Source organism: Cognatilysobacter segetis (assembly GCF_004359965.1).
Classification (GTDB): Bacteria; Pseudomonadota; Gammaproteobacteria; order Xanthomonadales; family Xanthomonadaceae; genus Cognatilysobacter; species Cognatilysobacter segetis.
Genome location: NZ_SMRQ01000022.1, coordinates 18,592 through 33,396, shown reverse-complemented (window position 1 = coordinate 33,396; position 14,805 = coordinate 18,592). Strand labels below are relative to the sequence as shown.

General features: G+C 69.6%; 11 protein-coding genes. 4 read left to right on the top strand and 7 right to left on the bottom strand.

Translation table 11 applies throughout. The features are described 5' to 3' along the window. Positions 1 to 125: 125 nt before the first annotated feature. From E4F61_RS06600 to E4F61_RS06575, 6 genes are all read right to left on the bottom strand, one after another. Positions 126 to 470, bottom strand: a complete 345-nt coding sequence (locus E4F61_RS06600) for a hypothetical protein (protein WP_133478881.1) — start codon at positions 468 to 470, stop codon at positions 126 to 128. 122 nt (positions 471 to 592) lie between these two features. Continuing rightward, positions 593 to 4,000 (bottom strand): amidohydrolase family protein, encoded by a 3,408-nt coding sequence (locus E4F61_RS06595; RefSeq protein ID WP_133478880.1) that lies wholly within the window; start codon positions 3,998 to 4,000, stop codon positions 593 to 595. A 93-nt stretch (positions 4,001 to 4,093) separates the two neighbouring features. Then, entirely contained in the window at positions 4,094 to 5,038 is a 945-nt protein-coding gene (locus E4F61_RS06590) for a DegV family protein (RefSeq protein ID WP_133478879.1), read from the bottom strand. A gap of 137 nt (positions 5,039 to 5,175) precedes the next feature. After that, complete coding sequence (locus E4F61_RS06585; protein ID WP_202908964.1) at positions 5,176 to 5,574, bottom strand: DUF1761 domain-containing protein; 399 nt, start codon at positions 5,572 to 5,574, stop codon at positions 5,176 to 5,178. Positions 5,575 to 5,730: 156 nt separating this feature from the next. Beyond that, on the bottom strand, positions 5,731 to 7,026 hold the full coding sequence (locus tag E4F61_RS06580) for an amidohydrolase family protein (protein ID WP_133478877.1): 1,296 nt from the start codon (positions 7,024 to 7,026) through the stop codon (positions 5,731 to 5,733). Beyond that, positions 7,023 to 8,450 (bottom strand): amidohydrolase, encoded by a 1,428-nt coding sequence (locus E4F61_RS06575; RefSeq protein WP_133478876.1) that lies wholly within the window; start codon positions 8,448 to 8,450, stop codon positions 7,023 to 7,025. Before E4F61_RS06575 ends, E4F61_RS06580 begins: the two co-directional genes overlap by 4 nt. A 111-nt stretch (positions 8,451 to 8,561) precedes the next feature. On the opposite strand from E4F61_RS06575, the gene E4F61_RS06570 reads away from it, so the two are divergent. From E4F61_RS06570 to E4F61_RS06560, 3 genes are all read left to right on the top strand, one after another. Further along, on the top strand, positions 8,562 to 9,338 hold the full coding sequence (locus E4F61_RS06570; protein WP_133478875.1) for an AMP nucleosidase: 777 nt from the start codon (positions 8,562 to 8,564) through the stop codon (positions 9,336 to 9,338). Between the two features lie 92 nt (positions 9,339 to 9,430). Beyond that, a complete protein-coding gene (locus E4F61_RS06565; RefSeq protein ID WP_133478874.1) occupies positions 9,431 to 9,988 on the top strand; it encodes a lysozyme inhibitor LprI family protein in 558 nt (185 codons plus the stop codon). Positions 9,989 to 10,049: 61 nt separating this feature from the next. Beyond that, complete coding sequence (locus tag E4F61_RS06560; protein WP_133478873.1) at positions 10,050 to 10,601, top strand: DUF924 family protein; 552 nt, start codon at positions 10,050 to 10,052, stop codon at positions 10,599 to 10,601. A 57-nt stretch (positions 10,602 to 10,658) separates the two neighbouring features. Here the strand turns inward: E4F61_RS06560 and grxD are convergent, their stop codons facing one another. Beyond that, entirely contained in the window at positions 10,659 to 11,585 is a 927-nt protein-coding gene (gene grxD / locus E4F61_RS06555) for a Grx4 family monothiol glutaredoxin (RefSeq protein WP_133478872.1), read from the bottom strand. A gap of 197 nt (positions 11,586 to 11,782) precedes the next feature. On the opposite strand from grxD, the gene E4F61_RS06550 reads away from it, so the two are divergent. After that, positions 11,783 to 14,788, top strand: a complete 3,006-nt coding sequence (locus E4F61_RS06550; protein WP_133478871.1) for a TonB-dependent receptor plug domain-containing protein — start codon at positions 11,783 to 11,785, stop codon at positions 14,786 to 14,788. The last annotated feature ends 17 nt before the right edge of the window (positions 14,789 to 14,805 follow it).

Below are 14,805 nucleotides of genomic sequence, written 5' to 3'. Positions count from 1 at the left end.
GCCCGCGCAGCACGTGCAGCGTCCACGCCGCATCCTTGCCGCCGCTCCAGGACAGGAGGATGGGGCGGCGGTCGGGATCGTTCATCGTCGGAACGCGAAGGCGCGCCTGCGCGGGACGCGCAGGCTCAGGCCGCGGTGACGTCGCGCAGCTGCCAGGCGCTGCCCGCGAGCAGGCGCAGGCGGTGGCGCACGATCTCGCCGGGCAGCGTCGTGGTCAGCACGATGTCGATGGAGAGGTCGTGCTGCTCACCGGTCGCGACAGCGGCGGGATCGCTCGCACCGAGCGAGGGATCGACGTTGTCGGGATCGTCCTGCGCGCCGCGCCAGCGGTCGAAGATCTCGGTGGTACGCATCGCCGACTGGAGCTGTTCGGCGAAACCCTCCGCTCCGTGCGCCGAAAACGACAGCGCGGGGTCGTTGCCGCGGGCAGCGGCGCCGTCGGGAAGGCGGATGTAATAGCGCGTCGGCATGGAAGCTCCTCCAGGTGTCGCGTTCAGTCTATTCAGCATGCCACGAGGCGGCCGTGAAAGCCGGCCCCGGAACGCGAACGGCCCGCGCGGGGCGGGCCGTTCGTGGCCGACGCCGCGCGGGGTCAATCGTCGCCGGTCGCCTCGGCATGCGCCTCGGTAAAGGTCTGGCCGAACGTCTTGCCGTCGGTGCCGCGCTGCCAGAAGAACACCGGCGCGGGTGCATTGCGGCCGCCGATTTCCTTCATGTCCGCGTCCACGTCGAACAGGCGCCCGTTGACCATGACGTAGCGCGTGTCGATGGTGCTGCGGATGTTCTCCAGCGGGTTGCTGTTGAGCACCACGAGGTCGGCCTTCTTGCCGGCTTCCAGGGAGCCGATCTGCTTGGACATGCCGAGGTAGTCCGCACCGTCGATGGTGGCGGCGCGCAGCGCCTCGAAATTGCTGAAGCCGCCCTGCGTGAGCATCCAGATCTCCCAGTTCGGCGACAGGCCCTGCAGCTGGCCATGGCCACCGACCTGGATGCCGATGCCGGCGTCGCGCATCTTCTTCGCCGACTTCGCGATGTCGACATGCCAGTAGTCCCAGTCCGGAGCGACCTCGCGACGGATGCTGCGCGCGTCGAGCGTCTCGCGCGGGAAGAAGCGGGCGAGCTTCCGGTCCTCCCAGACGTTGTCCTTCGCGTACCACCAGTACTCGCCGGACAGCCCGCCGTAGCTCACTACCAGCGTCGGCGTGTTGCGCACGTCGGTCTGCGACCACACGCCGAGCACGTCCTTGTAGAGCGGCGCGACCGGGATGTTGTGCTCGATGCCGGTGACGCCGTCGAGCACCATCGGCATGTTGTGGTTGAACGTCGAGCCGCCTTCCTCGACCACCAGCATGCCGAGCTCGCGCGCGGCCTGGTTGATCTGCTGGTGCTGGTCGCGACGCGGCTGGTTGTAGCTCTTCACGCTGAACGCGCCGATCGCCTTCATGCGGCGCAGGTGGCTGCGCGCATCGTCGAGCGAGTTCACGACCGCCTTGAAGTCGCCGTCCGCGCCGTAGAGGATCGTGCCGGTCGAGAACATGCGCGGGCCGACCATGCGGCCGGCCTTGAGCAGCTCGCTCTGCGAGAACACGTACTCGCTGCTCGCCGACGGATCGTGCGCGGTGGTGATGCCGAACGCGAGGTTGGTGTAGTACGCCCAGTTCTGCTGCGGCACCACGCCGGAGCCGAAGTTCGCGGCGTGCGCATGCACGTCGACATAGCCCGGGACGATCGTCTTGCCGCCGGCGTCGATCACGCGCGCACCGGCGGGCACCGCCACCTGCGAGGCCGGGCCGATGGCCGCGATGTCGTCGCCGCGCACCACGATCGTGCCGTCCTCGATGACCTCCTGCGCACGGTTGGCGTCGCGCATGGTCACGATCCGCGCATGCGTGAACGCGACGGTGCCGTCGGGCGCGTACACCGGCTGGGTCAGCCCGACCGCGATGCCGCCGTCGTTGCTCGGCGTGGGCAGTTCCTTCGCCGCGCCGGGCACGAACGTGAACGAGTCGCGCAGGTCGCGCGAGAAGTAGCGGTCGCCCACCGTCCAGTGCAGCGACTTCGAATCGGCGGCCCAGAGCAGGTAGCTGCCGACGTCGGCACTGACCTGCGTCACCGGCACCGCCTTGCTGTCCTTCGACAGCTCGAGCGCCTGGCCGGTTTCCACCCGCGGCGCCACGTAGGCATTGAACAGTTCGGTGAACGCGACCCACTTGCCGTCGGGGCTGATCGTCACCGTGTCGGGGTACTTCAGCGTGAACACCTCGCGGGGCTCCTCGCTGTTGAGGCCCACCGACATCAGCTTCTTCTTCAGCCCGCCGCCGGTGAAGTAGTACACGCGGCTGCCGTCGGCGCTGAACTGCGGGGCGTCGCCCTCGTCGGCAATGCGTCTGGCGCCGCTGCCGTCGGCGTTCATGACGTAGATGCCGGTGTCGTTGGTCCAGGTCGAGCCGGTCATCCCGCTGCCACCGCCCTTGGCGTAGACGATGCGGCGGCCATCCGGCGAGAAGCGCGGCGCGTAGTAGTAGCCCTTCTCCGCGGTGAGCTTGCGGCCTGCGCCGGTGCCGCCCGCATCGCGCAGCCAGATGGCGCCCAGGCCCTCGTCCGACCACGTGGTGTAGAGCAGCCGGCTACCGTTCGCGCTGAAGCTGGGCTGGTATTCGTACACGCCGCTGTTGCCCGTGAGGCGCTCGGGCGTGCCGTTGGGCAGCGACTTGCGCCACAGCTGGCCGACGGCGTGGAAGACCAGCGTCCTGCCGTCCGCACTGGTCGCCACGTCACGGATCATCTTCGGCGTGAACGAGCCGCTCTCGATCTCGTGCGTGAAGCGCAGCGGTTCGGCGACGGTCTGCTCGACGTCGGCGGTGAACGGGATGTTCGTCGTGGTGCCGCCCGCCATGTCGACGCGCCAGAGCTTGCCCTGGGCCCAGATCACGACGTGCCTGGAATCGGGCGTCCAGTCGAAGTCGGTGTACGGGCCGAAGATCGCCCACGCTTCCTGCTGATCATGCGAGAGCCCGTCCCAGACCGGGCGCACTTCGCCGCTCCTGAGGTCCAGCACGTGCAGTACGGACTTGTCGCGCACGCGCTTGACGAACGCGAGCGACTTTCCGTCCGGCGACGGCTGCGGGCGCATCGCGCCGCCGGCGGTGTCGATCAGCGTGTCGATCTTCCCGGTCTTCCGGTCGAGGCGCCTGATCGCGTAGATGACGCCGTGCGGGTCCTTGTTGTACTGGAACGTCGGGCCGCGGCTGACGTCCTCGCTGAAGTAGACGTAGCGCCCGTCGGGCGAAACCGCGGGCTCGCCGAGATCCTGCTGGTCGTTCTTCTGCTTGGTCAGCTGGATGCCCGAGCCGCCGCCGGCGACGTGGTACATCCACAGCTCGCCCGCGCCGAGCGAGCGCTCGCCGGTGAAGTGCTTGCGGCCGATCAGGAACTGCCCGTCGGGCGTCCACACCGGGTTGTTGAGCAGGCGGAAGTCTTCCTTCGTCACCTGCACCGGGTCGCTGCCGTCGACGCGCATGCGCCAGAGGTTGTTGCCGCCGCCGCGGTCGGAGGTGAACGCGATCTGCGCACCGTCCGGCGAGAAGCGCGGCTGCACGTCCCAGGCCGGGCCGGAGGTGATGCGCGTGGCCTTGCCGCCGCCGATCGGCAGCAGGTAGACGTCGCCCATCATCGAGAACACGAGCTGGCGCCCGTTCGGCGAGACGTCGACGTCCAGCCACGTGCCTTCGTCGGTGGTGAAGCGCACGGTCTTGGTCGGCCCGTGCGCGGCGTTGACGTCCCACTTCGCCGCGTCGGCGCCGGGCTTGGACAGACCGCGCTGCGCCTGGCCGGGATCCTTCGCCTTGGGCACGCCGGCCGGATCGAGCGCGTCCTGCTCGAGCTGGGTGTCCGGCGGAGGCGGGGTGTCGCCCTTCTGCGCGTCCTGCGCGAGGGCGGGCGTGGCGAGCGAGAGCGCGCCGGCGAGCGCGACGTAGAGCAACGATCGGGAAAGGGTCATGGCGTCGACGGGAAGGGAAACCCGTCGACGGTAACCGCTGCGGCCGGTGCGCGGACCGGGCCGGAAGTCAGGCCGGCGTGACGCCGGTCGCCCTTACTCCCAGGCCGCCGCGTCCGAGGCGAAGCCCAGCGTGAGCGAGCCCTTGCCGACGTTGACCATGCCGGTGAGGCTCATAAGGCTCTCGAACATCTCGATGCGGTGCGTCCGGCACGTTTCGACCAGCTCGGCATAGCCGGGCAGGCGGCGCATGTCCTCGAGCGGGCCGCCGTAGCTGAGCGCGAGCGTCGGCGTGAGCAGCTTGCCGTCGCGCACGCGGCGCGCGGCGAACGTGAAGAGCTTCTCGGCCGCGTTGTCGAAGCCCTTCACCTTGGCGACCGGGCCGGTCTCGCCGCGGTTGCAGTGCAGCACCGGCTTGATGTCGAGCGCGCTGCCGAGCGTGGCCGACAGCAGGCTGACGCTGCGGTCGCCGCGATGGCGCGTGCGCGCACGCAGGTAGTTGAGGTCGCGCGGCACCATGTACGACTGCGTGTTCAGCGCGACCTGCTCGATGCGCGCGCGCATCTTCGGCGCGCCCTCCTGCGCATCGCGCAGGCGCACGGCCTCGACCGCCGAGATCGCCTGGCCCGCGAACACGCTCTGGGTGTCGATCACGCGCAGCGCGAACGGCGTATTGATGCCGGCCGCCGTGCGCGGGCCCTTGTAGTCGTTGAGGATCGCGAAGCTGGCCTGCTGCGTGTTGTCGAAGATCGGGCTGCGCGACTTGGTGATCGTCATGCAGAACACGTAGTCGTAGTCGATCACCAGCTTGCGCAGGAACAGGTCCTGCACCTGCTGCACGGTGAAGGGCTGCGTCTCCGCCTGCGCCATCAGCTCCTGCGACTTGTTCTCGAGGAACTGGAGCGTGGCTTCCTCGTTGCGCTGGTCGGCCAGTACCGCGTCGCCGATGCGCACGGTGATGGGCAGCAGCGTGAGCTCGTGCTGCTGGATGTACTCGAGCGGCAGGTCGCAGGCCGAGTCGACGACGAGACCGATGCGCATGGATGGGGCCCCCTGTGGCCTGTAAGTTCGTGTTTTACGGACAGGATTATCGACCTGGCCGCGGATTTCCTTGACCGGTACGCGCCGCGGTCGACGGCGGAGGCGGGTCGCTGTTCAGGATCGGCGCGCCGTCGCGATCAATGCCAGGCGCCGAGGATCGCGCCATAGAGCGTGAACTGGACGACGTGGTAGCCCGCGTCGATCAGCCAGAGCAGCAGCGGCCGCGACGAGAACGCGTAGTTGATGCCGAAGCTGGTGGCCACGAACAGCAGGCCGATCAGCGCGCCGAGGCCCGCGCCGTGCGGCGCGTCCACGCCTGCCGGCAGCGCGACCGCCATCGCGACGGCGGCGACGAGGCTGAGCACGAAGGCCACGGCGAAGGTACGGCCACGATGCGGGGCGGGTGCGGACGTATCGACGCCGGTGGCGCGCGCCCAGGGTTTGAGGAACAGCGGTCCGTACCAGAGGCCGCCGAGTGCGAACGCGGACGCGGCGGCGACCAGCACGGCCCAGGGATTGAGTGCGGCGAATGTCATGACGGTGTTTTCCGGGTGCACCGGCATCCCCTGCCGGCGGGGTCGAGGATACGGCTTTCGTGACCGGCCGCACGGTCCGGTGCGCGCCGTGCGTCGGCGCCGGAACGCACGAGGCCGCCCGGCGGACCGGACGGCCTCGGCGTGTCGCGGTGGGACTCAGCGCGCGCGGTCGGGCACGGCGTAGGCGCGCGGCAGCGGGCCGGTCGGCGTGAGGTACCGGTCGCGCAGGTCGGTCTGGCGGCTGCGCATCGGGATCGCGCGGCCGTCGAACCAGACCTGCTTCGCGACGTTCGCGACGTCCAGCGGGTCGCCCGTCCACAGCACGAGGTCGGCGCGCTGGCCGACCGCGATCGTGCCGCTGTCGCGCAGGCCGAACACCTCGGCCGGCACGCGGGTCAGCGCGGCCAGGCCGTCGTCCCACGGCAGGCCGTTGGCCACCGCGTTGCCGGCGAGCTGGCGCGTGTTGCGCGCGTTGTGCGTCGGGTTCTCGCCGCCCTGCACGATGCCGACGGTGACGCCGGCCGCGCGCAGGATCGCCGCGTTGTCCATGCGCGCGCCGATCTCGTCGAAGCCGGCCGGCAGGTTCGCCAGCGGATCGACGAACACCGGCACCTTCGCCGCCGCCAACGCCGATGCCAGGCGCCACGCTTCCGCGCCGCCGACGATGCCGATCCGCAGGTGCTGGCGCTGCGCGAACTTCAGCAGCTGGCGGATGTCCGCGGCGCGGTCGACCTCGAACATCACCAGCCCGTCGCCGCGCGCGAACTTCGCGAGCACCGCGCGGCCGGCCGGCGTCAGGCTGGCCACGTTCGACGTCGGCGGGATGCGGCCGCGCGCCTCGTCGAGCCACTGCTCCAGCAGCATCCACTGCGCGGCGCGGGACTGCCCGGTCTGCCCGGCGCCTTCGCTGCCCAGCGCGACGAACAGCACGCGCGGGCCGACCGGGTCGGGCGAGCCGTCCATGCGCACCACGCCGCCCTGGCCGAGGATGATGGAGCCGCCCTCGGCGAGCCCGGGAAGCAGCATCGTCGTGCCGACGCCCTCGATGCGCGTGACCGGTACCGCGGTCGCGTCGGGATTGAAGGCGAGCGTCACGTCGAATTCGGGCCGCACGACCATCTCGCGCGTCTTGCGGCCGAGGCCGAGCGCCGCGTCGTCGGTGGATTCCTCGCCCGAGACTTCCTCGATGCCCAGGTGCGTGAGCCCGCCGAACAGCGCCGGCGTCACCGGCGCGCCGTTCGCGTCGACGGTGGGCACGCCGGCGGGGGCGGCGAGCCCGGTGCCGACCGCCGCGACGCGGCCGCCGCGCACGAGGATGTCCGCGCCCTGCAGCGTGCCGCGCGCGGTCGCGGTGTGCACGGTCGCGTTGCGGATCAGGAGTTCCTGCGCGGAGGCGGTGGTGCCGAGCGCGAGCAGCAGCGCGCCGGCGAGCGTGGCGAGGCGGCGGCTCATCGCACGCCTCCCGTCGGGGCCGCGCCCTGGCCGAGGAGGAAATCCGAGACCGGCTGGCGCGACGGATCCTTGCGGTCGTAGACGCGCGCGCCGTCGACGTAGACCTGCTCGGCCTGCGCGTAGCTGCTGAACGGCGTGCCGTTCCAGACCACTACGTCGGCCATCTTGCCGGGCTCGAGCGTGCCGGTCTTGTCCAGAATGCCCAGCGCCTTGGCGGCGTTGCGCGTGACCCATTCGATGGCGTGCTCGGGCGCGATCTCGATGCCCGCGAGCCTGGCGTGCGCCATCACCTTCGCCGCCTCCTGGTTGAGGCGCTGGATGCCTTCCTCCGAATCGGAGTGGACGATCGCGCAGCTGCCCGCGGGGCGGTCGACGAGCGCGACGTTTTCCTGGATGCCGTCGAAGGCTTCCATCTTGAAGCCCCACCAGTCGGCCCACATCGCGCCGCAGACGCCTTCGGCGGCGAGGCGGTCGGCGAGCTTGTAGGCCTCCACCGCGTGGTGGAACGCGGCGACCTTGAAGCCGAATTCCTTCGCCAGGTCGAGCATCGTCGCCATCTCGTCGGCGCGGTAGCAGTGGATGTGCACGCGGATGTCGCCGTTGATCGCGCCGGCCAGCGTGTCCATCTTGAGGTCGCGCTTGCCGCCGGTGTCCTTCTCCGAATCCGGCTTGGGATCGGCCGACCACCAGTGCGCCTTCTTCGCCGGCTGCGGCGGGCGGTTCTTCTTCAGGTATTCGGTGGCGTCGATGAACGCGGCGCGGTAGCCGGCCACGTTGCCCATGCGCGTCGACGGGCCGCCCTTCTGGCCGTACACGCGCTTGGGATTCTCGCCGCAGGCGATCTTCAGCCCCCAGGGCGCACCCGGGAATTTCATGCCCTGGTACGTCGTCGACGGCACGTTCTTGAGCGTGACGCCGCGGCCGCCGACCAGGTTCGCCGAGCCGGGCAGGATCTGCAGCGTGGTGATGCCGCCGGCCATCGCGGTGAGGAAGCCCGGGTCCTGCGGCCAGATCGAGTGTTCGGCCCAGACATTCGGCGTGGTCGGGCTGGTGGCCTCGTTGCCGTCGCTGGCGGCGTTCACCGCGGGGCTGGAATACACGCCCAGGTGCGAGTGCACGTCGATGATGCCGGGCGTCACCCATTTGCCGGTGCCGTCGACGACGGTCGCGTCGCCCGGCGCCTCGAGGCCGCGGCCGACACCCACGATCGCGCCGTCGCGCATCAGCACGTCGGCGCCGTCCAGGCGTTCGCCGGTGCCGGTGAGCACGGTGGCGTTGCGGATCAGTACGGGCGCGGACGGAAGCCGCGCGTACGTGCTGGGGTAGGGATCCTGCAGGAAACGCGGGGCGGTGCCGGCGGCGCCGGCCGCGAGCGGCGCCGCCAGCGCCACCGTGCAGAGGAAGGCGGAGAACGTCTTGAGCATGGGGGGTTCCCGGAGTCAGCCGGTGACCGTAGCCGCCGCCACCGGTGGCGTCACCATGACCGAAGTCATGCCCGGTGCCACAATCCGCACAGTCCACGAAAAAGAACGCGAATGCGCGAGAAGAACGAGATCGTCGAGAACTGGCTGCCGAGGTACACGGGCGTCGCCCTGGAGGACTTCGGCCAGCACATCCTGCTGACCAACTTCGGTGGCTACCTGCAGACCTTCGCGCGCCTGATGGGCGCGCAGATCGTCGGCCTGGACCGGCCGATGCCGAGCGCCACCGCGGACGGCATCACCATGATCAACTTCGGCATGGGCAGCCCGAACGCGGCCACGCTCATGGACCTGCTGTCGGCGATCTCGCCGAAGGCCGTGCTGTTCCTCGGCAAGTGCGGCGGCCTCAAGCGCAAGACGGTGCTGGGCGACCTGGTGCTGCCGATCGCCGCGATCCGCGGCGAAGGCACGTCGAACGACTACATGCCGCCCGAGGTACCCGCGCTGCCCGCGTTCGCCCTGCAGCGCGCGGTGTCGACGATGATCCGCGACCTCGGCCACGACTACTGGACCGGCACCGTCTACACCACCAACCGCCGCGTCTGGGAACACGACGAGGCGTTCAAGGAATACCTGCGCAAGCTGCGCTGCATGGCGATCGACATGGAGACCGCGACGATCTTCGCCGCCGGCTTCGCCAACCGCATTCCCTGCGGCGCGCTCCTGCTGGTGTCGGATGCACCGATGACGCCGGAAGGCGTGAAGACCGCGGCGTCGGACGCGAAGGTCACGGCCGATTTCGTCGACAACCACATCCAGGTCGGCATCGAGGCGCTGCGCCTGATCCGTCGCCACGGAAAGTCGGTCAAGCACCTGCGCTTCGACGAATGAACGCGCGCCGCCCGTGCCCGACGGGCGGTTTTCCACGTCGCGAACCCTGAGATACCGCGCCCGCAGACTGTCACACCAGACAGGAGCGGGACATGGAACAGGCCTTCCTGGTGGTCCTCGGCGCGGCGCTGACGTGGGCCTTCTATTTTGTGCAGCGCCGCGTGGAAGGGCGGCGCACCACGGATGCCATCGAGCGCAACCAGAAACTGCTCGCGCTCAAGCAGGGCCTCGAAGGCGCGCAGACCAGCCTCGGCGACCTGCAGCGCTTCGAGAGCGGCCTCGTCGGCAAGGCGCAGACCGCGGTGGAGATCGCGGACGGCTGGCTCGCGCGCGCCGAGGAAGTGGTCGAGCGCGGCGCGGTCGAAGTGCTGCAGGACGACGAGTTCACGGCACAGGCCCGCGAGCGCCTCCTGTACGCCGACGCCCGGTTGCGACGCGTGGTCGCACGGCTGCGCGCGCAGCTCGACGGCGAAGGGCAGGCCGCATTCGACCGCACGCACCATGCCTGGCTCGCCTTCCGCGATCGCCATGCCTTGTTCATCGCGCAGTCCTACGCACGCGGCCCGATCCGCGCCCTGATCCAGGCGGTCACGCTGGAGAGCCTGACCGCCGCGTGGATCGCCGAGCTGGAGACGCAGCTCGGCGCGTGACGCCGCGGCGCGCATCACGTCGCGCGCGCTATCGTCGGCGCCACTGCCGAGGACGAACGCCATGACCGATGCGATCACCACCGCCGCCGACGTCGTCGCGTTCTGGCGCGAAGCGGGCCCGGCGAAATGGTTCGCGCGCGACGACGATTTCGATGCGCGATGCCGCGGGCTGCTGGGCCTGCACCTCGCCGCGGCGACGCGGCTGCTGGACGACTGGCGCACCGATCCCACCGGCGCGCTCGCGCTGGTGCTCCTGCTCGACCAGATCCCGCGCAACGCGTTCCGTGGCAATGCGCACGCCTGGGCCACCGATCCGCTGGCGAAGTCCATCGCGACGGAGGCGGTCGACGCCGGCTTGGACCTGCTCACCGACGAGCCCCTGCGGATCTTCTTCTACCTGCCGTTCGAGCATTCCGAAGCGCTCGAGGACCAGCAGCGCTCGCTCGCGCTGCACCGCGAGCGCCTGCATGCACCGGATGCCGATCGCTGGGCGAAGCTGCACCTGGACATCATCGCGCGCTTCGGCCGGTTCCCGCATCGCAACGCCGCGCTCGGCCGCACGACGACGGAGGCCGAATGGGACTTCCTCGACGAAGGCGGCTTCGCGGGCTAGCGCCGCAAACGGAAACGGCCGCGACGCGGCCGTTTCCTGCACGACGGGGAGCGCGCCTCAGTAGCGCGGCACCGCCGCGTCCACCTGCTGCGACCAGGCATCGATGCCGCCCTCGACGTTGTACACGTCGGTGAAGCCGAGCCGGCGGAAGTGCGCGGCGGCGTCGGCACTGCGACGGCCGTGGTGGCACATGAAGGCGAGCGGCGTGTCCTTCGGCATCGCCTCGACTTCGGCCGCGGCGTCGCCGTCGAGCACCGAGAACGCCACGCGCACCGAGGCGATCGCACGCTCCTCGGCCGGGCGCACGTCGACCAGCGTCAGCGCGCCGTCGGCGAGCCTGCGCGCGGCGTCGGCGGCGCTGATCGGCTTCACCGTCTTCGCGTTCGGGTTCTCCACCACCAGCCCGCGGCCGCGCTCGTCGTCGACCCAGTCGATGCGCAGGCCGTTCGCGCGCGGCGCACTGGCGAGGTCGAACTGCGCGCGGATGCCCTCGACCTCGGTGGCGATGGCCTGCGGATCGATCGGGCCGAGCTGGAGCTGCGCGCGCTGGTCGGCGTCCACCGCCACCTGCAGCGCGTAGCCGGGACCGGCGCCCGCGATCGCCTCGCGCAGCATCTGCGCGGCGGCCGGGGTGATCTCGATCGACGGCGGCGTGCGGTCGGGCGCCTGCACGCCGAGCAGCTGGTGCAGCTCGCCGGAGTTCGCCATCTGCACGACGATGTCGCTGCCGCCGACCAGCTCGCCGTCGACGTAGAGCTGCGGGATCGTCGGCCAGTCGCCGTAGGCCTTAATGCCTTCGCGGATCTCGGGGTCGGCGAGCACGTTGACGTGCGCGTAGGGAATGCCGAGGCCGCCGAGCACGCCCACCGCCTTGGCCGAAAAGCCGCACTGCGGCATGGACGGATCGCCCTTCATGAACAGGACGACGCGGTTGCTCTGCAGCAGCGAATCGATGCGGGCGCGCAGCGCGGGTTCGAGAGACATGGACTTCAACACCGGAGGCAGGGGATTGCAGTTTACCGGGGTGCGCGCACCGGGCTCCCGACTCGGTACGCAGGCGCAGGTTAACGGGACTTTAATTTCTGCGGAAAGTGTGTATAGATGCCGACCACAGCTTCTGTGAAGGCTGTGTCAAGTGTCATTCGGTTGGGGCCGGGACCACATACTCAGGGGAGATTCACATGCGTTTGAAGCGATCAACGTTGCGGGACGCGATCAGCCTCGTGCTGGGCGCAGGCGCCGCGGTAAGCAGCATGGCTGCCGCGGCACAGGAACCGGCGCAGGACGAGGCCAAGACCCTCGACCGCGTGACCGTCACCGGTTCGCGCATCCGCCAGGTCGACAAGGAGACGGCGCAGCCCGTGCTCATGCTGACCCGGCAGGACATCGAGAAGCAGGGCTTCCAGTCGGTCTCCGACATCCTGCAGAACATCAGCACCATGGGCGCGCCGCCGATCAGCCGCGCCGCCCCGCTGTCGGCCGGCGAGAACGCCGGCGGCACCTTCATCAGCATGCGCAACCTCGGGGCGCAGCGCACGCTGGTGCTGGTAAACGGTCGACGCCTGGGCGTCAGCACGTCCGGCCTCGCCGACGTGTCGACGATCCCCGCGGTCGCGGTGGAGCGCGTCGAGGTGCTGAAGGACGGCGCGTCCTCGATCTACGGCTCCGACGCCATCGCGGGCGTCATCAACATCATCACCCGCACGAACTATGAAGGCGCGGCCGGCAGCGTCTACTACGGCCAGTACAGCGAAGGCGACGGCGCGATCACCAAGGGCGACTTCGTGATGGGCTTCGGCGGCGACCGCGGCTCGGTGGTCGTGGGCGCGGAATGGGCCAAGGAAGACCGCGTCGCGGCCTCCGCGCGCCCGTACAGCGCGTACCCGCGCGGCGAGGCGCATGCCACCGACGGATGGACGACCGTGGGCCAGTTCGGTGGCTTCACCACCACCGGCACGACGTCGATCCCCGGCGTGCCCACGGGCACCCGCGTGGTCCTGCGACCCGGCGGCGACCCGCGTAACCGCGCCGACTACGTCGCCCAGAACACCAATACCGGTACCTGCGTAGGCGCGACCGCCACGACGGGCTGCGCGCCGGGCTCCACGCTGCACAAGACGAACACGCTCGAGCAGACCGACCTGCGCACGCCGCTGGACCGTCGTTCGCTGTTCGCCAACGGCACGTACGACATCACCGACAACGTCCGCTTCCGCGCCGAACTGCTCTACAGCTTCCGCTCCAGCGAGCGCCAGGTCGCGGGCTACCCGGTGCAGGCGGCGTCGTTCGCGACGCCGATGTCGGCCCAGAGCTACTTCAACCCGACCGGCGCGACGATCAGCAACTGGTGGCGGCGTACGTGGGACGTGCCGCGCACGACGACCGCCGACCTGACGACGCATCGCTTCGTCGGTGCATTCGAAGGCTCGTTCGACGCGTTCGGTCGCACCTTCGACTGGGACGTCAACTACCTCAACAACGACAACCGCCTGATCCAGGACACGTTCGGCAACGTCAACCTCGCGAACCTGCGCGCGGCGGTCGGGCCTTCGTTCCTCAACGGCGGAGGGCAGGTCCAGTGCGGTACGGCCGCCGCCCCGATCTCGCTTTCCAGCTGCGTGCCGTTCAATCCGTTCCTGCCGTACGGCGACACGCGTGCCGGCGGCCTGACCGGCAACACCGCGCTGCAGAACTTCCTCTTCCAGAACGAGCATGCGACCGGCCAGACCGACACGGTGGTGTACTCGGCGAACATCGCGGGTTCGCTGTTCGACCTGCCCGCCGGCGCGCTCGGCATGGCGGCGGGCGTCGAGCACCGCAAGGAAAGCGGCAAGTTCGTTCCCGATGCGCTCGCGGTGACCGGCGGCTCGACCAACCTGTCCTCGGGCCCGACCCGCGGCCAGTACAGCGTCGACGAGGTCTACGCGGAAGTCGAGATCCCGCTGCTGGCGGAGATTCCGTTCGCGCGCCAGCTCACGCTGAACATCGCCAGCCGCTACTCCGACTACGACACCTTCGGCGACACGGTCAACAACAAGTTCTCGCTGAAGTGGAAGCCGTTCGACCAGCTGATGGTGCGCGGCACGGTCGCCGACGGCTTCCGTGCGCCGACCATCGCCGACCTCTACGGCGGTTCGTCGGACACGTTCTCCTTCTTCACCGACCCGTGCGACGTCGTCTTCGGTGACTCGCGTTCCAACCCGGCGACGCGGACCAACTGCACCAACGGCGTCGGCGGCAACGGCGCGCTCGGCTCGCTGGCCGGGACCTATCGCCAGCTGGGCCAGGGCTTCACCCCGGTCGGCGCGCCCAACGCGCAGACGCCCGTCGCCTTCAAGTCCGGTTCCAACCCGACCTTGACGCCGGAAATCTCGAAGTCCCAGACCATCGGTGCGGTCTGGAGCCCGAGCTTCCTCGAAGGCTTCAACATGGCGGTGGACTGGTGGAAGATCCGCATCAAGGACACGATCGTCGCCGACAGCCCGAACCAGATCCTGAGCGACTGCTACATCCAGGGCATCGCCAGCCGCTGTTCGCCGCAGCTGTTCACGCGTGACCCGGCCCAGGGCTACGTCAACTTCCTCTCCTTCGGCAGCCGCAATGCGGGTTATCGCAAGGTCGAGGGTTGGGACGTCGACATGTCCTACCGCCTCCGGACGGAGAACTTCGGCACGTTCAACATCGTGTCGAACTCGACGTACACGTCGAAGGACATCACCGTCGCGACGAACGATCCGCGCTATCCGCTGTCCTCGATCGGCTTCGCCAACTTCTTCCGCGTGCGCTCCACGCTGAACACCACGTGGGAGATGGGGGCGTTCGGTGCCACCTGGACCGCGCGCTACTACTCGTCCATGAAGGAAGGCTGCACGTACTTCGTCCCCGGCTCGACCGAGCCGAACCTGGAGTGCGAGGAGATCACCTACGCGCCGACCGGCGCCTACGTGCCGGGCACCTCGACGCCGGCCAGCTCGATCAGCCGTCGCCACGTGGTCGGTGCCAACACGTTCCACGACGTCCAGCTGCGCTGGGAAGCGCCGTGGAAGGCGACCGTCGCCATCGGCGCCAACAACGTGTTCAACCACGTCGGCCCGGTGATGTACACGCAGCCCAGCGCGAACGTCTCCTACTACGGCGGCTTCGACATCGGCCGCTTCCTCTACATGAAGTACACCCAGCGTTTCTGATCGACGCTGCACAGCGG